General features: G+C 69.6%; 22 protein-coding genes and 1 pseudogene. 9 read left to right on the top strand and 14 right to left on the bottom strand.

Annotation, left to right across the window (positions count from 1 at the left end; translation table 11 throughout):
* Positions 1-181 precede the first annotated feature (181 nt).
* The 5 genes from A5780_RS14585 (at position 182) to A5780_RS14560 (ending at position 4,608) form a co-directional block, all read left to right on the top strand.
* Positions 182-382, top strand: coding sequence for a hypothetical protein (locus A5780_RS14585; protein ID WP_063019171.1), 201 nt, complete (start codon positions 182-184; stop codon positions 380-382).
* Between the two features lie 485 nt (positions 383-867).
* A complete protein-coding gene (locus A5780_RS14575) occupies positions 868-1,476 on the top strand; it encodes a sigma-70 family RNA polymerase sigma factor (RefSeq protein ID WP_063019167.1) in 609 nt (202 codons plus the stop codon).
* Between the two features lie 241 nt (positions 1,477-1,717).
* Positions 1,718-2,128 carry a hypothetical protein gene (locus A5780_RS14570; RefSeq protein ID WP_156769503.1) on the top strand — a complete coding sequence of 137 codons (411 nt, stop codon included), beginning with the start codon at positions 1,718-1,720 and terminating at the stop codon, positions 2,126-2,128.
* A 99-nt stretch (positions 2,129-2,227) separates the two neighbouring features.
* Positions 2,228-3,337 (top strand): PLP-dependent cysteine synthase family protein, encoded by a 1,110-nt coding sequence (locus tag A5780_RS14565; RefSeq protein ID WP_064908706.1) that lies wholly within the window; start codon positions 2,228-2,230, stop codon positions 3,335-3,337.
* Positions 3,334-4,608 (top strand): MFS transporter, encoded by a 1,275-nt coding sequence (locus A5780_RS14560; RefSeq protein ID WP_064908687.1) that lies wholly within the window; start codon positions 3,334-3,336, stop codon positions 4,606-4,608. Before A5780_RS14565 ends, A5780_RS14560 begins: the two co-directional genes overlap by 4 nt.
* 49 nt (positions 4,609-4,657) lie before the next feature.
* Here A5780_RS14560 and A5780_RS14555 read toward each other — a convergent pair whose 3' ends face one another.
* Positions 4,658-5,086 carry a nitroreductase family deazaflavin-dependent oxidoreductase gene (locus A5780_RS14555; RefSeq protein ID WP_063019192.1) on the bottom strand — a complete coding sequence of 143 codons (429 nt, stop codon included), beginning with the start codon at positions 5,084-5,086 and terminating at the stop codon, positions 4,658-4,660.
* 123 nt (positions 5,087-5,209) lie between these two features.
* On the opposite strand from A5780_RS14555, the gene A5780_RS14550 reads away from it, so the two are divergent.
* Positions 5,210-7,954, top strand: coding sequence for an AAA family ATPase (locus A5780_RS14550; RefSeq protein WP_064908686.1), 2,745 nt, complete (start codon positions 5,210-5,212; stop codon positions 7,952-7,954).
* Positions 7,955-8,007: 53 nt separating this feature from the next.
* Here A5780_RS14550 and A5780_RS14545 read toward each other — a convergent pair whose 3' ends face one another.
* The 6 genes from A5780_RS14545 to A5780_RS14520 form a co-directional block, all read right to left on the bottom strand.
* Positions 8,008-9,441 carry an MFS transporter gene (locus A5780_RS14545; protein ID WP_063015763.1) on the bottom strand — a complete coding sequence of 478 codons (1,434 nt, stop codon included), beginning with the start codon at positions 9,439-9,441 and terminating at the stop codon, positions 8,008-8,010.
* Between the two features lie 42 nt (positions 9,442-9,483).
* Entirely contained in the window at positions 9,484-10,299 is an 816-nt protein-coding gene (locus tag A5780_RS14540) for an alpha/beta fold hydrolase (protein WP_064908685.1), read from the bottom strand.
* Between the two features lie 44 nt (positions 10,300-10,343).
* Positions 10,344-10,712 carry a nuclear transport factor 2 family protein gene (locus tag A5780_RS14535; protein WP_064908684.1) on the bottom strand — a complete coding sequence of 123 codons (369 nt, stop codon included), beginning with the start codon at positions 10,710-10,712 and terminating at the stop codon, positions 10,344-10,346.
* A 98-nt stretch (positions 10,713-10,810) separates the two neighbouring features.
* A complete protein-coding gene (locus A5780_RS14530) occupies positions 10,811-11,917 on the bottom strand; it encodes an FAD-binding oxidoreductase (protein ID WP_064908683.1) in 1,107 nt (368 codons plus the stop codon).
* A 64-nt stretch (positions 11,918-11,981) separates the two neighbouring features.
* Positions 11,982-12,752 carry a maleylpyruvate isomerase N-terminal domain-containing protein gene (locus A5780_RS14525; RefSeq protein ID WP_064908705.1) on the bottom strand — a complete coding sequence of 257 codons (771 nt, stop codon included), beginning with the start codon at positions 12,750-12,752 and terminating at the stop codon, positions 11,982-11,984.
* Positions 12,753-12,837: 85 nt separating this feature from the next.
* Positions 12,838-13,635, bottom strand: a complete 798-nt coding sequence (locus tag A5780_RS14520; protein WP_197521754.1) for an alpha/beta fold hydrolase — start codon at positions 13,633-13,635, stop codon at positions 12,838-12,840.
* Positions 13,636-13,954: 319 nt separating this feature from the next.
* Here A5780_RS14520 and A5780_RS14515 point away from each other — a divergent pair, with 319 nt between their 5' ends.
* On the top strand, positions 13,955-14,644 hold the full coding sequence (locus A5780_RS14515; protein ID WP_051757078.1) for a DedA family protein: 690 nt from the start codon (positions 13,955-13,957) through the stop codon (positions 14,642-14,644).
* An 11-nt stretch (positions 14,645-14,655) separates the two neighbouring features.
* Positions 14,656-15,042 (top strand): annotated as a pseudogene (locus tag A5780_RS41865) (alpha/beta fold hydrolase); the annotation flags it as partial.
* Positions 15,043-15,058: 16 nt separating this feature from the next.
* On the opposite strand, the gene A5780_RS41860 reads toward A5780_RS41865, so the two are convergent.
* From A5780_RS41860 to A5780_RS14500, 6 genes are all read right to left on the bottom strand, one after another.
* A complete protein-coding gene (locus tag A5780_RS41860; RefSeq protein WP_231982956.1) occupies positions 15,059-15,214 on the bottom strand; it encodes a hypothetical protein in 156 nt (51 codons plus the stop codon).
* 56 nt (positions 15,215-15,270) lie between these two features.
* Entirely contained in the window at positions 15,271-15,411 is a 141-nt protein-coding gene (locus tag A5780_RS40020; protein ID WP_156055825.1) for a hypothetical protein, read from the bottom strand.
* Positions 15,412-15,552: 141 nt separating this feature from the next.
* Positions 15,553-16,179 carry a nitroreductase family protein gene (locus A5780_RS14510; protein WP_064908682.1) on the bottom strand — a complete coding sequence of 209 codons (627 nt, stop codon included), beginning with the start codon at positions 16,177-16,179 and terminating at the stop codon, positions 15,553-15,555.
* Between the two features lie 159 nt (positions 16,180-16,338).
* Positions 16,339-16,494, bottom strand: a complete 156-nt coding sequence (locus A5780_RS40960; RefSeq protein ID WP_086007330.1) for a hypothetical protein — start codon at positions 16,492-16,494, stop codon at positions 16,339-16,341.
* A 123-nt stretch (positions 16,495-16,617) separates the two neighbouring features.
* Positions 16,618-16,998: a hypothetical protein gene (locus A5780_RS14505; RefSeq protein WP_181064157.1), complete on the bottom strand. Its 381-nt coding sequence runs from the start codon at positions 16,996-16,998 to the stop codon at positions 16,618-16,620.
* A 57-nt stretch (positions 16,999-17,055) separates the two neighbouring features.
* Complete coding sequence (locus A5780_RS14500; protein WP_063015759.1) at positions 17,056-17,592, bottom strand: helix-turn-helix domain-containing protein; 537 nt, start codon at positions 17,590-17,592, stop codon at positions 17,056-17,058.
* A gap of 62 nt (positions 17,593-17,654) precedes the next feature.
* On the opposite strand from A5780_RS14500, the gene A5780_RS14495 reads away from it, so the two are divergent.
* Positions 17,655-18,506 carry an alpha/beta fold hydrolase gene (locus A5780_RS14495; RefSeq protein WP_082940928.1) on the top strand — a complete coding sequence of 284 codons (852 nt, stop codon included), beginning with the start codon at positions 17,655-17,657 and terminating at the stop codon, positions 18,504-18,506.
* Between the two features lie 10 nt (positions 18,507-18,516).
* Here A5780_RS14495 and A5780_RS14490 read toward each other — a convergent pair whose 3' ends face one another.
* Positions 18,517-19,392 (bottom strand): Cof-type HAD-IIB family hydrolase, encoded by an 876-nt coding sequence (locus A5780_RS14490; RefSeq protein WP_064908681.1) that lies wholly within the window; start codon positions 19,390-19,392, stop codon positions 18,517-18,519.
* Positions 19,393-19,518: the final 126 nt, after the last annotated feature.

Raw genomic sequence — 19,518 nt, 5'->3', positions numbered from 1 at the left:
GTCCTCGGCCTCGGTGTCCGAATTGCGTGGTGCCGCAAGATATTTCCGCGTCCGACCAGTGCTTTCGCAATCGGTCGAGATCTCGGCGCATAGCCTCGGGAGGCCCGGGTAGAGCCTCTGATGTGGCCGGGCAGTACGCCGGTCGCGATCGAAGAAGTCCCTACTGCGAAGGAGGTCCGCAATGGCCGACCGGAACAATCCCGGACAGTTCGGCAACCGCAGCGACACCGAGGAACAGGCTCGTCGCGGCGGACAGGCCAGCACGGGTAGCTTCGGCCAGCGCAACGCCGCCGATCCGCACGAAGCCGGGCGCAAGGGCGCCCAGGCGCAGCCGACCGCGGCCAAGCAGGCCGGCGGTCAGCACAGCCACGGCGGTCGCTGACACGAATCGCCACGACGGACTCGACAGCGTAGGCCGGATCATCGATCCGGCCTACGCGGCTGTCGGGACCCGCACACCACGATGTCTTCAGCCGCCGGCCCGGGTTCGGGCACGGTCTTCGCGGTACGGCGTCGGGCGGGTGTGAAAACTCTCGGGCTCGGATTCGCGCCTCGCGGAGGTGCCGGAGGCGGAGCCCGAGAAGCCCTCGGGAATTTCGGTCGCCGCGGCTGCTCCGATCGCGGAATTCCGACGTTCTCGAGATTGTTCCATTTTTGTGGTTAACATCTGGCACTCATCTCTCGATGCTAGATATGTCGTTGAATGTGACGGCACCGGTCCGCCGGTTCCGGCGGTTCGGATCGGGTATCACGCGTTCGGCCGCGAGCATCGGCGCTCGGTGGCGCAAGGATTGAACAGGGCGGTTCGGCAATGAAGCCGATTCTCACCGCAGGTAACGACTATCCCGCGAAACGAAACGGTGTGCGATGGACATCGATCAGCGTTACCGTCAGAGTAGTTCGACCACCATCACCGCAGCGGAGCTGGCTACCTTGCTGCACAAGTCCGCGGCCGGGGACGCCGAATCCTTCGCCGCCTTCTATCGCAGCACCAATTCCCGTCTGATGGCACGGTTGACCGCTATTCTGCGCAGCCCCGGATTGGCTCAGGAGGTGAGCCAGGAGGTCTATCTGCAGGCGTGGGCCGCGGCCGGCGAATACGACGCCGGGCGGGCCAGCCCGATGGCCTGGCTGATGATGTTCGCGCACCGGCGTGCGGTCGACCGGGTGCGCTCGGAGCAATCGCTGGCGGACCGGGAGCGCGCGTTCGGTCGCAATCAGTATCAGCCGGAATGTGATGTGGTGTTCGACGAGGTGACGCAGCGGCTCGACGAGCGGTCGGTCGCGGGGGAGGTGCACCGGCTGGGTCATCGCCAGCGGGAGGCGATCCTGCTCGCCTTCTACGGTGGTCGCACCTATCCGGAGGTGGCGCAGGATCTGGGTATCCCGCTGCCTACCGCGAAGGCCCGTATCCGGGCCGGTTTGAAAACACTCGGTTCCAGACTTTCGGAGAAGTCGCGCGACGAGACGAAGTGAGCGCAGCCGCTTCCCGGTAGTTGGTATTTCTACCCCCTAGGGGTATATTGCGAGGTGTCGCTTCGGCGGCGGCGCCCGCCTTCTCGACGGCTATGATCTACTAGTTACGTACATAAGTAGTAGATGTAAACGAGGCTACGGTGGCGGTCCCCATTGCTGGGACGGCCACCGGTTCGGTGTTCGGCAGCGCCGTGCGAAGGTGTTGTGCGGCAAAGACACTCGCGGTGAGGAGGCTGGGTTGGTGGATCGGTGTCCGACCCGGCCCGTGCCCCGGCCGCGGCGAGGTGTCGCGGCCCTGATCTTCGTCTTCCTCCTCACTCTCGTCGCGCTGCACACCGATTGCACGGTCGCCGACGCGGAGACATCCGGCGCCGCTGCCTCCTCCGCCGCCGCGAAATCGGCACTCGTCCACCTCGGTTCCCATCTGCCCGCCTGGGACGATTGCTGTGCGCACGACCGGCACATGGTGCTGGACTCGGTGCTCCCGGCCGATCCGGCGAAACTCTGGCCACCGGGTCAGCTGTGGGCTGCGGCGGAGCCCGCCACCGCCGCCACGTCGCATTTTCTCGCGGCCGCCGTGCGCGGACCGCCGGGCCCGCCGCCGCGCACCGGTCGCGACATTCTGACGCATTTCGGTATCGCCCGCCGCTGATCGGTCAGCGACAGGCCGCCGGCCCTCATGCCGGCGGCCGGTGTCCGCTGCCCGCATCCGTACCGCCCGCACCGGGCGGAGACACCGAAAGCGACAGTCATGGACGACATCGTGCTCGACCACCCACAGCCGATTCCGGCAGCACCGATCCCGGCGCAGCGTCCGCGCGGACTGGTGGGCAATACACCGGTGCTGTGGATCGGCGAACCGCTGAGCGGTCGCGGCCGCGGCTTCTGGGCCAAGCTCGAAGGCGCCAATCCGGGCGGTATGAAAGACCGCCCGGCGTTGCACATGGTGCGCCGCGCCGAACATCGCGGCGACCTGCGCCCCGGTGCGCGCATCGTCGAATCATCGAGCGGCACCTTGGGATTGGGTCTTGCGCTGGCGGGGATGGTGTATGCGCATCCGGTGACCGTGGTCACCGACCCCGGCATGGAACCGATGGTGGTGCGACTGCTGCGGGCCTACGGCGCGCAGGTGGAGACGGTCACCGAGCCGCATCCGGCCGGCGGCTGGCAACAGGCGCGACGCGACCGGGTCGCGGCTCTCCTGGCCGCCGAACCGGAGGCCTGGAGTCCTGACCAGTACAGCAATCCCGACAATGTGGACGGCTACGAATCGCTGGCCCTGGAAATGGTGCAGCAATTGGGCCGCGTCGATGTGCTGGTGTGCGCGGTCGGGACCGGCGGGCATTCCGCGGGCGTGGCGCGGGTGCTGCGCCGGAACAATCCGCGGCTGCGGCTGATCGGCGTCGACACCGTGTCCTCGACGATTTTCGGCCAGCCGACCGGGCCGCGCCTCATGCGTGGGCTGGGCTCGAGCATCCATCCGCGCAACGTCGACTACGCCGCCTTCGACGAAATCCATTGGGTGGCACCGGCCGAGGCGGTGTGGGCCTGCCGGACACTGGCCGCCACCCATCACGCCAGCGGCGGCTGGAGTGTCGGCGCGGTGGCGCTGGTGGCGGGCTGGGCCGCGCGCGTGCACGACACCGGCACCCGGATCGCCGCGGTCTTTCCCGACGGGCCGCATCGCTACGCCGACACCGTCTACAACGACGCCTACTGCGACGAACACGGTCTGCTCGATGCCGATCCACCCGTCGAACCCGACACGATCGGCCATCCCGCCGAGCGAGTGGTGACCTCGTGGACTCGCTGCACCACCGTCGTCGACCCCCGCACCTTCGACCCGGAGCCCGCCGCATGAGTCTGTTCGCCCGATTCCGCAGCTTCGACCCGGCGGCTCGGCTGCTGATGATCAACCAGTTCGGCATCAACCTGGGCTTCTACATGCTCATGCCGTACCTGGCCGGATATCTCGCCGGGCCGATCGGTCTGGCGGCGTGGGCGGTCGGGCTGGTGCTGGGCGTGCGCAACTTCTCCCAGCAGGGCATGTTCCTCGTCGGCGGCACGCTCGCCGACCGGCTCGGGTACAAACCGCTCATCGTGGCGGGCTGTCTGCTGCGCACGGCGGGATTCGCCCTGCTGATCTTCGCCACCTCCCTGCCGATGCTGCTGATCGCCTCGGCCGCAACGGGTTTCGCTGGTGCGCTGTTCAATCCGGCGGTGCGCGCGTACCTGGCCGCGGAGACCGGTGAACGCCGGGTCGAGGCATTCGCGGTCTTCAACATCTTCTATCAGGCCGGTATCCTCGTCGGTCCGCTGGCCGGGCTCGCCCTGCTGGTCACCGACTTCCGGGTGACCGCCGCGGCCGCCGCCGTCGTCTTCGCCGTGCTGACGCTCGCGCAACTGTTCGCGTTGCCGCCGCGGCGGGCGGGCGATCCCGCGGTGCGCACGACGGTGCTCGAGGATTGGCGGACCGTACTCGCCAACCGGCGATTCCTGGCCTTCGCCGTCGCGATGATCGGCTCGTACGTGCTGTCCTTCCAGGTCTATCTGGCGCTGCCGTTGCAGGCCGAATATCTGAGCCCCGCCCACGCGCAGGCGTTGACTTCGGCGTTGTTCGTGGTGTCGGGGGTGGTCGCGGTGGCCGGGCAGCTGCGCATCACCGCATGGTTTCGCCGCCGGTGGGGGACCGGCCGCGGTCTCGTGGCCGGCATGGGCGTGCTGGCCGCGTCCTTCCTGCCGCTGCTGCTGATACCGGGGCCGCGGCCGTTCGGCACGGTGGCTGCCGTTGCGGCGCTGCTGATGTCGGCGGCGATTCTGGCGGTCGGAACCGCGGCGGTCTTCCCGTTCGAAATGGATACGGTGGTCTCGCTGTCCGGAGGCGCACTCGTGGCCACGCACTACGGGTTGTACAACACGGTGGTCGGAGTCGGGATCCTGACCGGCAACCTCGTCACCGGCGTGGTGGTCGACGCCGCGCGGTCGGCCGGACTCGACGCGCTGGTGTGGGCTGGCTTCGCCGCGATCGGGGCCCTCGCGGCCGTCGCGCTGGCCGTGCTCGAGCGGACCGCACGCGCGCAATCCCTTGACGAAGAAGCTGTTTCGACGGAGTCGGTGCGCGAATCCGCGTGATCGGCGGTGTCCGGTACTCGTCCGCAGCCGCGGACGAGTACCGGACAGGTCATGCGCGTCGCAGTTCCAGCACCGGAATGGTGCGGATACCTTCGGTTTTGCGGGCGTAGCCGGCGAATCCGGGATAGCGGCGGGCCTGTTCGGCGAAGATCCGGTCGCGGCGCTCACCGGTCACCTCGGTCACCGACACCGGATAGCGGTCGGTGCCGCGTTCGATCTCCGCCGACCCGGCGGTGGTCAGGTTGTAGTACCAGTCCGGATTGGTCGGAGCCCCGGCCTTGGACGCGAAAATGTAGATGGCGTCGGGGTTCTCCTCGTCGGCCAGGTACATCATCGGTGTCACCAGTTCGCGGCCGGACTTGCGGCCGCGGTGATGCACCAGCACCATCGGCGCGCCCTCGAAATCGCCGCCGACGCGGCCCTCGTTGGCTCGAAATTCCTCGATGATCGCGGTGTTCCAATCGCTCATGAGCTGCATTCTGCTGTCGAACCGGCGGCCGCGGCGGGAGGCGCGCACGTGGGAATACCGGTGATGCGCGGTATGCGATCATCGGTCCGGTGTTCGTGATCCATTTCGTGGCGGCCGCCACCCCGCGGTCCCATGGCTGAGCTGTACGGGCGCGCGGCCGATACCGCGGCGATCGCCGCCCTGCTGGATCGGGCCCGCGCGGGAGAGAGCGGCTGGCTGGTCCTGCGCGGCGAACCCGGAATCGGTAAAACCGCCCTGCTCGACCACGCCGCCGACCTCAGCGGCGACCTGCGGGTGCTGCGCGGCGCGGGGGTGGAAATCGAGGCCGAACTTCCGTTCGCCGGACTGCAGTTGCTGCTGCGGCCGGCGCTGGCACATCTGCCCGCCCTGCCGGTGCGCCAGCGGGCGGCGCTGGAGGCGGCCCTGCGCCTGGGCGACGATCCCGGCGGCGATGCGATGCTGGTCGGATTGGCGGTGTTGTCGCTGCTCACCGAATACGCCGGCGAGACCGGGCTGGTCTGCCTGATCGACGACGCACAGTGGCTCGACCGTGCCTCACTGGACACGATCCTGTTCGCCGCCCGGCGGCTGTACGCCGAGGGAGTCGTGATCATCCTCGCCGCCCGCGACGGTGCCGCGTTCGCCCGGGCCGCCGATCTGCCCGAACGCCGCATCGCCGGGCTCGACTCCGAGGCCGCCGCCGCGCTGCTCGGCCGTCGCGCACTGCCCGCCGGGGTACGCCGGCAGGTCCTGGCCGAGGCACAGGGCAATCCGCTGGCATTGCTCGAATTGGCCGATGCCACCCGCGGTGAGGGGCCCGGCGCGGCCCAACCCGCCGCGCTGGCGTTGACCGATCGCTTGCAGCTGGCCTTCCACGGCCAGGTGAGCCGGATGCCGAAGTCGACGCAGGACGTGCTGCTGATCGTCGCGGCCGAGGAGTCCGGCGAATTGTCGGCGGTATTGTGCGCCGCGGCCGCCGTCGGCGCCGGAATCGACGATCTGGCCCCGGCCGAGGAGGCAGGACTGCTGGTGCGCGGCGAGACGGCGGAGACGATCGCCTTCCGCCATCCGCTGATCCGGGCCGCCGTGTACCAGCGAGCCCCGCTGGGACAGCGAGTGACCGCGCACCGCGCGTTGGCGGCCGCGCTCGACGGTCCCGCCGACGCCGACCGCCGTGCCTGGCACGCCGCCGCCGCGGCCACCGGCCCGGATACGGAAGTCGCCGCGGCCCTGGAGGATACGGCCGCGCGTGCGCTCGCCCGCAGTGGCCACGAAGCGGCCGCCGCAGCCTACGAACGCGCCGCCCGGCTCACCGCGGAGCCCGGACTGCGCGCGCACCGCGAGGCGCTGGCCGCCCAATCCGCCTTGAACGCGGGCGATCTGGAGCGCGCCGCGGGGCTCGCCCGCCGTGCGGTCGGAAGAGCCGGTGCGACAATCGAATTGCGGGCTCGCCTCGCGCATGTCGAAGGTCTCGCGCACTTCTGGCAGGGCCGTTTCGCGGAGGCGGACGCCCTGCTGCGCGACGGCGCCGCGCAGGTCGCCGACCGCGATCCCACGCTGGCGGCGACCATGCTCGTCCAGGCCCTGCACACCGGCTGGTACCTGGGCGAACAGCATGTCCGCGACTGCGTGGCGCAGTTGACCGCCGTGTCGCTGGCCGACACGGATCCCCTGCGTCCGGTCGTGACCTATATGGCGAGCGTTCTGGATCCTCGCGACACCGTCGGCGCGCCACCGGAATTGACGCAAACGCTGGAAGAATCCGCGCGGCGCGGACCGATACCGGATCAGGTGCGGCTGATGCTGTGCGGCGTGGCGCTGGCCAGCGGCCAGGATGCCGCCGTCTACGGTCCGGCCGACGCGCTGACCCGGGACTATCGCAGCGCCGGTGCCGCGGGCCGCCTGCCGACCACGTTGTTCTTCGCTGCCGAAGTGGAGATCTTCACCGGTCGTCTGCGCGATGCGCGAACCACCGCGGCCGAGGCGCTGCGGCTGGCCGAAGATCTGGGCCAGCGCCAATGGGTCAGCCAGCTCAGCAGCGTCCTCGCGCATATTCACGCCGCCGAGGGCGACGAGCAGCGGTGCCGGCAGTACGCCGAGGCGGGGCTCGCCGACAGCACACCGGGTTCCGTCTCGCCCGGTGCGGCGTGGGCGCATTGGTCGCTGGGTTTGCTCGAACTCGGTTCGGGCCGAGCCGAATCCGCGCTGTCGCGCTTCGAGCGGCTGACCCGCGACCCGCTGCGCCATCACCTGTGCGCGATGCGCTCGATACCCGATCTGGTCGAGGCGGCGGTGCGGGTCGGCGCCGCCGGCCGGGCCGAACCCCACGCCGATCGGCTCGCCGACTGGGCCGAGGCGGTCCGGCAGCCGTGGGCCGAGGCGCTCCTCTTGCGTTGCCGCGCACTGCTGTCCGAGGACGACAGCGCCGAAGCGCATTTCACACGGGCGCTGGGGCTGCACGACCGCGAGGCGCGGCCGGTCGAATACGCCCGCACCGCGCAACTCTACGGCGAATGGTTGCGCCGGGCCCGCCGCAAGAGCGAGGCGCGAACGGTGCTGGCCGAGGCGTTGGACATGTTCGAGCGAATCGGCATGCGCCCCTGGGCCGAACGCGCTCGCACCGAGCTCGTCGCGACCGGCGCCGCCCCGGGAGGGCCCGGCACACAATCGGATTCGCGACCGCCCGCAGTAACGGGACTCACCCCGCAGGAATTGCAGATCGCTCGCCTCGCCGCCCAGGGCCTGTCCAATCGCGATATCGCCGCCCAGTTGTTCCTCAGTCATCGCACCGTCGGCTACCACCTCTACAAGGCGTACCCGAAACTTGGGGTCACCTCGCGCGGCGAGCTGAAAACCATTGCGGAGCAACTGCATTGACGGATGCGGACATGCCGCTGCCCCCGGTGGCGAACACCGGGGGCCGCGATTGTCTACTTGCGGAGGCGAGGCGACGGGAGCAGTTGCACCAGCACCGCGGTGAGCAGGCACAGCAGCGCCATCGGCACCAGGCTCGCGACGAACGCCGGGACGAATCCGCCGGGCGCTGCGAGCCGGTCGTAGAAGACGATGCCGACCACCGCGATCCCGACCGCGCCACCGACCTGCTGTGCGGTGGCCAGCACGCCCCCCGCGGCGGCCGCGTGCTCCGGCGTCACGCCCGCCAGCACGATGCCGGGCATCGGCACCAACGCCAGGCCCATCCCCGCCCCCGCGACGATCATCGCCGGCAGCAGGTCGAGCACCGAACCGCTGCCGCCGAGTTCGTGCGCGGTGAGCGCGAGGAGCAGATATCCGCCGGCCTGCAGCATCGCCCCGACGGCGACGACCTGCCGTCCGATCCGTGCCGCCACTCGCTCCGACAGCATCGAGGTGCACAGGTACGCCGCGCCCAGCGCGAGGAACAGCAGGCCCGACCCCAGGGCCGACAGGCCGCGCCCCTGTTGCAGATACAGCGCCAGGAACAGGAAGAACGATCCCATGGTCATCTGGTAGCTCAGCGCGATGATCGAACCGACCGCGAACGAGCGTTCGGCGAACAGGGCGGGATTCACCAGCGGCTCCCCGCCGCGGGCCGCCGATCGCCGTGCCGCGGCGACGAAGACGGCGACCAGCACGGCCGCGGCGGCCAGTGAGATCCACGTCCACAGCGGCCAGCCCTGTTCCCGGCCCTGGATCAGCGGCAACACCACAGCCACCAGAGCGGTCGCGATCAGGCCGACGCCGAGCCGGTCCAGCCGGGTGCCGCCGTCTCCGCGTGATTCGGGAACCAGCCGGGCCAGCACCGCGAGGGTGAGCGCACCCACCGGCACATTGATCCAGAAGATGGTGCGCCAGCCCAGTCCGAACAGATCGGCCTGGATCAACAGCCCGCCGATCAGCTGGCCGAAGACCGCGGCCAGGCCCATCGCCAGCCCGTAGGCGGCGAAGGCGCGCACTCGGCGCGCGCCGGTGAACACCACGCTGATGATGCCCAGAACCTGCGGCATCAGCAGCGCCATCCCGGCGCCCTGCGCGATCCGGGCGACGACCAGTTCGCCGGCGCCCGCGGCCAGCGCGCAGGCCAGCGATGCGACGGTGAACACCGCCATGCCCAGGCCGTAGAGCCGGCGGCGGCCGTACAGGTCACCGAGTCGCCCGCCGGTGATCAGTCCGGCCGCGACCGCGAGGCCGTAGCCGGCGACCACCCACTGCATGGTGGCGCTGCTCGCGTGCAGGTCGGCCTGGGTATCGGGGATCGCGACGTTGACGATGAAGAAATCCAGAGTGGCCATGAAGATCCCGGCCAGCAGGACGAGCAGGGTGGCGCGTGCGGGTGGTGCGCTCGCCGGGCGGGTGCCGGAGGCGAGAAGGGTGGGTGTGGACATGGGTGTTCCTCGGGGATTGTGCTGCGGGACAAAGGGGTTCGCTCAGCCCTTGACGAATTCCAGGAGATCGTTGTTGAACTCGGCGGCGTGCGAGGTGTAGAGGCCGTGACCGGCGGTCGGGTACTCCTTGTAGACGGCCTGCGGCATCAGTTCGGCGGTGCGCCGGCCGGTGACCTCGGCGGGTGCGGAGAAGTCCAGGGCGCCGTGCACGATCAGCGCGGGAACCGTGATGCCGCGCAACGCTTCCCGGTTGTCGCAGTGGAAGACCGCCTGCTGCATGTGCAGCGTCGCCCATGGCGCGGTGGACAGGCACTGACGGTAGGTGACGTCGACCTGTTCCGGCGAGACGTCCGGGTTGAGGTGGGTGTTGAAGTAGATCTGCGACTGGCGGGCCAGCCACCGGCCGCGATCGGTGCGCACACTGTCCAGCAGCGCGTCGAGCATCGCCTCCGGGATGCCGTCGGGGTTGTCGTCGGTGGCCTTCATGAAGGGCAGGATCGCCGCGAGGAAAACCACTCGGGCGACGCGGCTTTCACCGTGGCGGGCCAGATACCGGGCGATCTCCGCGCCGCCGGTGGAGTGCCCGACCAGGGTGGCGTCGTGCAGGTCGAGATGATCGAGCAGGGCACCGAGATCGTCGGCGGTGGTGTCGATGTCGTAGCCGGTGGACGGGCGATCCGAGCGGCCGTGGCCGCGCCGGTCGAGGGCGATGCAGCGGTAGCCGCGATCGGTGAAGTACGAAATCTGGTACTCCCACATCTCGGTGTTGAGCATGGCGCCGGCGACGAAGACGATCGGCTCGCCCGTGCCGTAGTCCTCGTAGGCGAGGGTGGTTCCGTCGGTGGTGGTGAAGTACATGACCGGTCCTTTTCTGGGAGGGGGAGAGAAGTGTCGGGGAGGGATCAGGCGCCGGTGGGCACCTTGTCGAGGAAGCCGAGGATCTGGCGGATGCGGCCGTCGTCACCGAGCACGGCGACGTCGAATCCGATCACCAGCGGCTCCTCACCGGGCCGGCCCAGGTGCCAGGTGAAGCGGGCGATGCCGTGGTGGCTGTCGATCGGGCCGCCGAGACCGAATTCCAGTCCGGCGAACTGCTGCTGGACCGCGGCGACGGCCGCGTCGAGGCCGGCGTGACCGCGCACCGACACCAGCGGATCGGTGTACTCGGCGTCGTCGGTGAGCAGGTCGGCGATCTGCGCGCCGCGGGCGGTGGGATCGGTCTCGTTCCAGACGGCGAGGTAGCGTTCGACCAGGTCGTTGATGTCGCTCACGGGATTCTCCTTCGTGGTGGTGACGTTCCGACCACAAAGTTATGGAGTTCCGGGCGACCGGGAATCTGTCGCGCTTAAGTACTTTCGACGGTAGTGCTCTACCGGTCGGCGGCGGGATCGCCGAGGCGCCGCGACGGGTGCACGGTGGCGGCGGGTTGTCCGGTGGTGATGCTGTCGGCCAGTGTGGCGCCCAGGACCGGGGCCAGTTTGAACAGATTGTGCCCGGCGAGGAAGGTGGCGGCGCCGTCCTGCCAGGCGGCCAGACCGTCCTCACCCCACGGCAGCCGGGTCACCCAGCAGTGCACATAGCCGTCCGGTTCGGGTGCGAGTCCGGGGAGTGCGCGGCAGACGTAGCCGGCGGCGCGGTCGGCCAGCCCGGCCAGAGCCGCGGGATCGACCGATCCGCCGTCGCTGCTCGGCACGGAATCGCTCAGTCCGAGCCCGTACTGCGTGTTGCCGGGGAAGGCGGCGGCGTAGATGCCGGTTTCGCCGAATGCGCCGCTGCTGTCCTGCAGCGTGGCGAGTGTGGTGGGCGGCGCCGATCGCGGGCGGAAGGTCACCCGGACGTGCGCTGACACCTGGACCGGCAGGGCGAGGCCGAGTGACCGGGCCAGCGGCGCGGTACCGCGGCCCGCACAGACGACGACGCTGCCGAATTCCGAACAGGTTGTGCCGGTGCGTACTTCGACGGTCCCGGCGGCGGTGTGCCGCAGCGTGAGGACGTGGTCGGTGACCAGCGCATCGCGCAACCGATCGGTGAGTGCGTCGATCGCGGCGACGGTGCGGATGGAGCCGCCGGTCGCGTCCAGCATGGCCGGGCCGTCGTAGTCGGCCAGCGGTGGCAGCCGGGTCGCCAGCTCCTCGGAGTCGATACTGCGGGCATCGACTCCGGGCGTCCGCCGCAGGATCTCCAGCTTGTCCGCGACGCCGGCCCCGAGCGCGACTGCCCCGTCCCGCGAAATCAGTTCGATGCCGAAGTCGCTTTCCCACTCGCGCCAGATGCGACGGGCGGCCACCGCCATCTCGACCAGCCGGGGATCGGTGTGGGCGTGGCGGAAGATCCGGGACTGACCGGCCGATTGACCGCCGCCGGGCCGGCCCGACTCGTACACGGTGACCGAGAGCCCGGCCCGGCGTAGCGCGTGAGCCGTGGCCAGGCCGACGATTCCGGCTCCGACCACGGCGACATCGGTTGCGGCACCCATCTCCGCGGACTACCCGCCCCCGCGGTGCGCAATCCCGGCACGGCGCCGGCCGATGGACGGGGATTCAGTATCCGGTGAGCAGCGCGCGCAGCCGGCCCAGTTCCTCGGGGCCGGCGCTGCTGTGCCAGCGCGTCGGATCGGCGGGGCGGCGGCCCCACAGGAACAGCGCGCGCACGGCCGGATCGCTTTCCACCGTCGCCTGCCCGTGCGGCGGCACCAACTCGATGGAGTTGCCGTCCGGCTCGGCGACGACCAGGACGTCGTCGGTACCCGGTGCGCGCAAGCGGCCCTCGATGCGGCCCTCGGGGCCGAAATCGATATCCCTGCTGCCGCGCGCGAGCAACGGGAGGCCGACGTCGCGCACACTGTGGCGAGTTATCCACGGCTGCATGAGCATGTCGATCGCCGTCGCGTCGTCGCCGGTCATATCCCAGCGGTGCAACACCATCTCCTGACGCAAGTGCTCGAGGAAGAAGTCGGGGGCGACGGTTCGCCCGGTCCAGCCGATCGCCTCCAGCGGAGACAGCGTGTCGATCACCTCGGCGGTTTCGACGAGTTGTTCGCACCGGTCCACGAACGCCGCCCACAACTCGGCGTCCGGCATCGCGCGGTAGGGCGCCTCCCGCTCCTCGAAACCGCGGGTCGGCACCGGGCTGCCCGCCGCGTGGGCGGCGAGCACCCGGGCAAGCTCCTCCGCGTTGCCGGTGTTGTGGATCAGGACATCGCGCACGGTCCAGCCTTCGCACCAGGTACCCGCGTCGGGCCGGCGCGACTGTACGGCGCGGGCGAAGGCCTCCCATTCCGGCAACGCCTCGGCGGCACTGTGTGAAACCATCGGCATCTCCTCCGACCGGGCCTTTCGGAGCCCGGTGTCGCGGCGGATCCGTTCTGATCCGGGCATACCCCGCGGCTGCCGGATGTCACCGGACGATTCGGCCGCCCGGCCCGTATTCCTCGATGATCCGGACTATTTCGGCGGCGACCAGCCCGGGCCGCTGGGTCGGCACCATATGGCCACATCGCTCGGCGACGACATGCCGGCCGTGCGTGCGGGCGGCCCGCCGTCGGTGCGCGGCGTCGATCGCCGCACGCGAGCGGGCCGAGATACCGGTGGAGGGCGAGTCGGCGGACACGATCGTGACGGCGAGCTCGCGTCGGTCGGGGTCGGTGCGCCGCAAAAGTTCGAGATCGGTGGTGTGACAGGCTAATTCGGCGGCGCGGGTGCGCATCGCCGCGACCGTGAAGCCCTCGGCGCGGAAGTCGGCGCGGGCATCGGCGGGCAGCGCGGCGAGGACGTCGCGATAGGCCAGTCGCAATGCGCCGAGACGTGCGAGTGCGGCGCTGAGCCGCTGCCCGGTCCTGGCCGCCCGGCGCGACGCCGCGGTGAACAGCTCGTCGCAGAACTCGTCGGTGGGATCGACCAGCACCGTGCCCACGATTCGGTCCGGTCGGTCCGCGGCGGCGACTCGCACGATCGGGCCGCCCCAGCTGTGGCCGACCAGTACGAGCCGCGGTGCGGCGAAGCGCTCGGTGAGGTGGTCGAGCAGATCCACGAGGTCGTCGGCCAGGCGCCGGAGTCCGCGCGGCGCGGTGTCGGGGGCACTGCGGCCCAGACCACTGCGGTCGTAGACGACGGTCGCCGCGTAGTCGTCGAATTCTCGCTGCACCGCCGCCCAGTACGAGCGGGTGCAGGCAAGTCCACTCTCGAAAACGACCAAGGACGAACGGTTTTCGTTCCGTCCCGGCCGATGCATGTAGTACAGCCGGCGCCCGTCGCGGGTGGGCGCCGTGCTCGCCGCGCCCTGGCTGTGCGGTGCGGCCGGATCGGCTCGCGGTCGTACGGATCGTCCCGGCCGAGCCCCCTGTGTGCTCCCAATCACATTGGTTAGCCTAACCTCGAGCTGGCACCGAGGTGGTGGCGAGGGCCCCGCTGGAGCGATGAGCGGGTCGCTCGCCACCCGAGTGCGCCCTCGGCCGGATCGGGTTCGGGGACGCGATCCTGGGCACTCGCCAGAAGACCAGGAAGGTGTCGATGGGATGAACCAACTGCAGGATCTCGTCACCGGCGCGGCCGGGTCGCCATGGGTGTATTTCGCGCTGCTGGGCGTCTGCATCGTCGACGCGTTCTTCCCCCCGGTCCCCAGCGAATCGGTAATCGCCGCGCTGGCCGCCATCGGCAGTTCGACCGGGAAACCCTCGGTGTGGCTGCTGATTCTCGCCGCCGCGGTCGGCGCGATCATCGGCGACAACCTCGCCTACACGATCGGCCGCGCCATCGGCACGGATCGGTTCGCGTGGATGCGCAAGCCGAAGATCCGGCGGGCGTTCGACTGGGCGCGCGGCATGCTCGACAAACGAGCGGCCCTGCTGGTCATCACCGGCCGCTATATCCCGGTCGGTCGCATCGCCGTCAACATGACGGCCGGGGCCACCGAATACCCTCGCCGGAAATTCGTGCCGCTGACGGTGATCGGTGGTGTCAGCTGGGCGGTGTATTCGGTGGCGATCGCCAGTGCGTTCGGGCGCTGGCTGCGCGATCAGCCACTCCTGGCCGCCGTGATCGGCATCGCCTGCGCGATCGTCCTCGGCTTCCTCGTCGACCGGATCGTGCGGCACTTCTTTCCGGGCACGGGTGAGGAAGAATCCGGCGACACCCGTCACGACGACAGCCGGCGAGAGGACGAGGCAGGGGAGCGGGCGGAAGCGCGCCGGGGACAAGGCTCCTGACGCTCGCGGCGGTGACTTGTTCGCGCACAGTCAGGGGAAGGCACGGACATGGACACGTTCACGCACGCAGGATTCGTCTTCGACGTCACCGATACGCCGCCGACTCGGGCAGCGAAGCGGCGGACACCGTGTTGCTGCTGCACGGATTTCCGGAGGATCGCCACTGCTGGGATGCGATGACACCCGCACTCACCGCGGCGGGCTATCGGGTGCTGGCACCGGACCTGCGGGGTTACTCGCCGGGTGCGCGCCCGGTGGCGCGTTCGGCTTATGCCACGGCTCGCATGACAAGTGACGTGTACGCCCTGGTGGACGCGGCGGGCGTCGAGCGCTTTCATCTGGTCGGCCACGACTGGGGTGCCGCCCTCGCGTGGTCTGTCGCCGCCGAGCGGCCCGCCCGATTGAAGTCCCGACTCAGTCGGGTGGTTCCTGGGCGTTCTCCTCGGTGCCGACATCGTCGGCGACCTCCCGGGTCGCCATCCCGCCGTTGTCGCCCTCGTCCACCGGTCCGGGCCGCCCGCCCCGCGGTTCCTCGGTGTCGTTGTCGTTCGGATGATTCGGATGGGACATGATGCGTCCTTTCTCGAGGTTCGTAGCGGACTACCTCGACAGCCGAGCGGCAAACGCTAGAGCGAGATCAGCAGCACCCCGGCCGCGACGATCAAGGCGGCCCAGACCATCAAGACGAGGACGGCGGAACGGTCGTCCTCGGTGTCGTTCGGGGTGGCCCGGCGGCGACGGTGGGAAGCGGTGATCGAAACGTTCACGAGCTCTCTCCTTCCGCGATCGGTCGATACTCCAGACCTACCCCGAACCCCAAGCGCCACAACATGTCTCACTTGAGTGGCATATGGGTTGTCTCACAACATCCGGAAACCCGGTGGCTTCGAACGTCTTCCGGAACGCGCTCACCAACCGTTGATGTGCAGCACCGAGTCCGGATCGACGCGCGGGCCGGGCCGGAAGTCGGTGCCCTTGGTGTAGGCGACCGGGAGGAGCACACCCTGACGGACGTCGTCGGGAATGCCGAGAATCTGCGCGACCTCGCGCTCGTACTGCAAATGCAGTGTGGTCCAAGTGGTTCCCAGGCCGCGTGCGCGTAGTGCCAGCGCCAGGCTCCACGCCGCCGGGAGCAGCGAACCCCACAGCCCCGCCTGGTTGTCGGGCAGCGCCCCGCTGTTGCCCGTGCTGATCGCGCCGATCACCAGCACCGGGACCTCCGCCATCACCTCGCGCAGATAATCCGAACTGGTGGCGATGCGGGCGGCGCTCTCGTCGGCGGGTTCGCCCCCGGCCTCCCGGTAGGCCAGATGTGAGCGCCGGTAGTGCTCCGCGACCTGCGCCTTGACTTCCGGATCGGTGAGAACGATCCAGTGCCAATGCTGCCGGTTGCCTCCGGACGGTGCCTGCAAGGCCACCTCCAGCGCCTCGCGGATCACGTCCAGCGGTACGGGCCGGGTCAGATCCAGACGGCGGCGCACCGCACGCGTGGTGGTCAGCAATTCGTCCGGGGTGAGCGGAAGCAGTTCGGTCACTACGGGTCTCCTTCTGGGTCGGCGTATACCGTCCAAGGATGCCCGACGCGGGTTTTGTTCCCTGAGCCGAAGCGATGCGGTCCGCACCCGCGAATGGCGAAGCGCGTACTCCCGCCACACGGTGGGAGTACGCGCTCCGGAGAAAGGAATTCGCCGTCGCTAGAAATAATGTGCGCGGCCGGCGACCGGACGTCCGAACGCTCCGAGCAGGGCCAGGATCGCGCCGATCACGACGGCGATGATGCCCAGAGTCCAGAGGATCGGGATGCTGAAAACGAACCCGAGTACGAGGAGGATGACTCCCAGAATAATCATGTGAAACTCTCCCTTTGCCTTTTGTTATCCAGGCGCTGCCGCGTTCGGCCGTACTGCGATAACAAATCGCAAATACCCGGCCTCGAAGGCCGTAAACAGAACGTCTCGGGAGAGAAAGCGGCGTCAGGGCGCGCGGGCCAGCCACCGCCAGCGCGGCAGCTCGGTGCCGACGGTCGCGACCGCCAGTACGGTGACGAGCACGGCGACCCAGGCCGGCCAGGCGAACCAGGCGCCCAGCACCGCCGCGGCGATCAGCACCAGCATCATCGCGATGGTGGCCCAGCCGGGGACGGCGACGAGGACCTGCTTCTTGTCGCCGCGGGTCGCGAAGATCGCCGGGACGCCGATCAGCACGACCACCGCGATCGCCGCCGCCACCACGGACCACGACGCCAGCGCCCACGGCGCTGCGACCCACGCGATCAGTTCGATGGCGACGCGCGCGATGGCCGGCCCGCGGCCCTGCTCGGTGAGATTCGGTGAGACATCCGCACGTTCGGACATGTCGCTCAGCCTCGCACGTCCACCTCCCGCACGCATGACGAACGCCGTGCGACTGCCTCAGCCGGGCGTTCGCGCGCCGGGAAACATGATCGGGCTGATCAGATAGGGCCGGCGATCCGGGCCGGGACCGTTGCCGCTGACCGAGGCGACGACGCGGCGGAACCCGTCGAGCATGGCGTTGCGCTCCTCGGGTGAAAGCCACAGCGTGCCTTGGCGATAGCCGACCGAGTCCGCGACCGGATCGGCGTCCGGCTCGGCGAGATAGGCGTCGAATTCGGCGATCAGGACGGCCATGGCGGTGGCGAATCCGCGGCGGTGGTCGTCGAGTGTCATGGCCGCGGCCGCTTCGGCGTCGATCACGGGACGGTCCGCGCGCAGCCGATAGGACCGCTCGACCGCACCGCGAACCCGCCGCTCGTCGGCGACCTCCAGGATGCCGCCCTCCACCAGGAGGCCGAGGTGCCGGTAGATCGTCGTCCGGGGCACGTCGTGCAGGCGGTCGCACAACTCGCCCGCGTTGCGCGGCGCGTCCCCGGACAGCGCGTGCACGATGCGCAGTCGCACCGGATGCAGAAGGAGATCGGCAGGGTCCATCGCTCAACTATCCCATTATTGGTACCATTTCCAAAGTTGGGATTGATCGAGAGGGGATTCGGATGCGGAACGTGCCAGGCGAACGAATGACGGTGCGCGGCATCGAGATCTATGTCGAGCAGGGCGGTGCGGGGGAGACCTGCGTGCTCTTCGAATCCGGCGCCGGCGCCGGGCGCACCCTGTGGGATCCGGTGGTGTCCCGGCTCGGCGATGTCGTGCGGACCGTCACCTACGACCGTGCCGGTCGCGGCCGCAGCGCCCGGGTGCGGCCGCCGCAGAGCATCGACGAGATGGCGGCCACGCTGGCCGCGCTGGTCGAGGCGCTGGCGCCGCGTCGGCTGATCCTGGCCGGGCACAGCATGGGCGGGCTGATCGTGCGCCGCGCCGCGGAAAATCTTGTGCCGCAGCCGATCGGTATGGTGTTGGTCGATCCGACTCCGGAAGCGGCTCCCTTCTACGCGGACTGGGCGGCGACCGCGGCGAAGACGGATCGCGTTCTCGCGGTGCAACAGTCGCTCGCCCGCGTGCGCCCGGTGATGCGGGTGCTGACGGCCTCCTACGGACGGATGTTTCCCGCCGACACCTACGAGACCATGCTGCGGGAGGATTTCAGCCCCGCCGGCATCGCCTGCACGCGCAGCGAATTCGATGCCTTCGCCACCGGCATCGGCCCGTTCCGGGACAACCCGCCGCAGCCGCCGCGCGGCGAGGTCGTGCTCATCTCCGCGCGGCGCGCCAACCGGTTGCATGCTCGCCACCACGACACCATTCGCGAGTACCAACGCCGATTCGCCGATCAGGTGAGCGGCCGATTCGAGGACGCCGACTCCGAGCACATCGTGCCGGCCGAGTGCCCGGATCAGGTGGCCGCCGCGGTGCTCCGGATGGCCGGCGCACCCGAGCGCGCGGTGTGACGAACGGTGCTCAGGAACCGAACATCCGCGCCAGCACCGTCACGACGCCGTCCTCGTGGTTGGCGGGTGCGAGGTAGCGGGCGCGGGCACGAACCTCGGGGTGCGCATTGGCCATCGCGAACGACCACCGCGCGGCATCGAGCATCTCGAGGTCGTTGAGGTAGTCGCCGAACACCGCGGTCCGGGCGGGCGGGATCCCGAGCGCCTCCTGCAGCGACTGCACCGCGCGACCCTTGTCCGCGTCACGGCTCATGATGTCGATCCAGTGGTGCCCGGACACCACGACCTGCTCGCGGGCGGCGATCGATCCGAACACCCGCTCGGCTGTCCGCTCGGCATCGGTGAAGTCGTAGATCGCCAATTTCAGCACCTTGTCGGTCACCGCGGTGAGGTCGTCGACGCGCTCGAGGCGGGCGTAGTATTTCGCCGCCTCGTCGACGAATGCCGGATCCGTACGCTCGATATAGGCGCTGTCCAGACCGCACACCACCAGACCGAGCTCGGCGGCGGCGGGTGCTTCCCGCACCGCCCGCACGACCTGGTGCACGATCTCGACATCGAGGCAGGTCGCGGACACGGTGACGCCGGAATGCACGACGAGACAACCGTTCTCGGCAATGTACGAGACCTCGTCCGGAGCCTGCTCGAACAGGGCGGCGAGTGTCGCGTATTGCCGCCCGCTGGCCGGCACGAAGGTCACTCCCCGCGCCCGCATCACGTCGAGCAGCGGCCAGAACGTGTCGGGCACGGTCCCGGAATCCGTGAGCAGAGTGCCGTCCATATCGCAGACGACCAGTCGCACATCCTGGTCACCGGGCGGGATCGAGGACCACGAGGGTGGTGCCGGGACCGTCGAACGGGCCAGGGCGCCACTGTCTTCCGGCATGTCATCCGTCGATCCGCTACGCACCTGCCCACTTTCGTCGTCGACCACGCCGCCCCGAACGCGCCACAGCGTTGTGCGAGGTCGTCGTGTCTGGTCTCTCCGTGGCCAGTATGTACGCCGTCCGGT

The sequence above is a fragment of the Nocardia sp. 852002-20019_SCH5090214 genome (assembly GCF_001665865.1).
In the GTDB taxonomy this organism is placed as follows: Bacteria; Actinomycetota; Actinomycetes; order Mycobacteriales; family Mycobacteriaceae; genus Nocardia; species Nocardia nova.
This window is presented reverse-complemented; position numbering and strand designations above follow the sequence as displayed.

Excerpts from the sequence above, each read along its gene's own strand:
- A5780_RS14585 (WP_063019171.1), top strand. The coding sequence starts at position 182 with ATGGCCGACCGGAACAATCCCGGACAGTTCGGCAACCGCAGCGACACC.
- A5780_RS14575 (WP_063019167.1), top strand. The coding sequence starts at position 868 with ATGGACATCGATCAGCGTTACCGTCAGAGTAGTTCGACCACCATCACC.
- A5780_RS14565 (WP_064908706.1), top strand. The coding sequence starts at position 2,228 with ATGGACGACATCGTGCTCGACCACCCACAGCCGATTCCGGCAGCACCG.
- A5780_RS14560 (WP_064908687.1), top strand. The coding sequence starts at position 3,334 with ATGAGTCTGTTCGCCCGATTCCGCAGCTTCGACCCGGCGGCTCGGCTG.
- A5780_RS14555 (WP_063019192.1), bottom strand. The coding sequence starts at position 5,086 with ATGCAGCTCATGAGCGATTGGAACACCGCGATCATCGAGGAATTTCGA.
- A5780_RS14550 (WP_064908686.1), top strand. The coding sequence starts at position 5,210 with ATGGCTGAGCTGTACGGGCGCGCGGCCGATACCGCGGCGATCGCCGCC.
- A5780_RS14545 (WP_063015763.1), bottom strand. The coding sequence starts at position 9,441 with ATGTCCACACCCACCCTTCTCGCCTCCGGCACCCGCCCGGCGAGCGCA.
- A5780_RS14540 (WP_064908685.1), bottom strand. The coding sequence starts at position 10,299 with ATGTACTTCACCACCACCGACGGAACCACCCTCGCCTACGAGGACTAC.
- A5780_RS14530 (WP_064908683.1), bottom strand. The coding sequence starts at position 11,917 with ATGGGTGCCGCAACCGATGTCGCCGTGGTCGGAGCCGGAATCGTCGGC.
- A5780_RS14525 (WP_064908705.1), bottom strand. The coding sequence starts at position 12,752 with ATGGTTTCACACAGTGCCGCCGAGGCGTTGCCGGAATGGGAGGCCTTC.
- A5780_RS14515 (WP_051757078.1), top strand. The coding sequence starts at position 13,955 with ATGAACCAACTGCAGGATCTCGTCACCGGCGCGGCCGGGTCGCCATGG.
- A5780_RS41860 (WP_231982956.1), bottom strand. The coding sequence starts at position 15,214 with ATGTCCCATCCGAATCATCCGAACGACAACGACACCGAGGAACCGCGG.
- A5780_RS40960 (WP_086007330.1), bottom strand. The coding sequence starts at position 16,494 with ATGATTATTCTGGGAGTCATCCTCCTCGTACTCGGGTTCGTTTTCAGC.
- A5780_RS14505 (WP_181064157.1), bottom strand. The coding sequence starts at position 16,998 with ATGTCCGAACGTGCGGATGTCTCACCGAATCTCACCGAGCAGGGCCGC.
- A5780_RS14500 (WP_063015759.1), bottom strand. The coding sequence starts at position 17,592 with ATGGACCCTGCCGATCTCCTTCTGCATCCGGTGCGACTGCGCATCGTG.
- A5780_RS14495 (WP_082940928.1), top strand. The coding sequence starts at position 17,655 with ATGCGGAACGTGCCAGGCGAACGAATGACGGTGCGCGGCATCGAGATC.
- A5780_RS14490 (WP_064908681.1), bottom strand. The coding sequence starts at position 19,392 with ATGCCGGAAGACAGTGGCGCCCTGGCCCGTTCGACGGTCCCGGCACCA.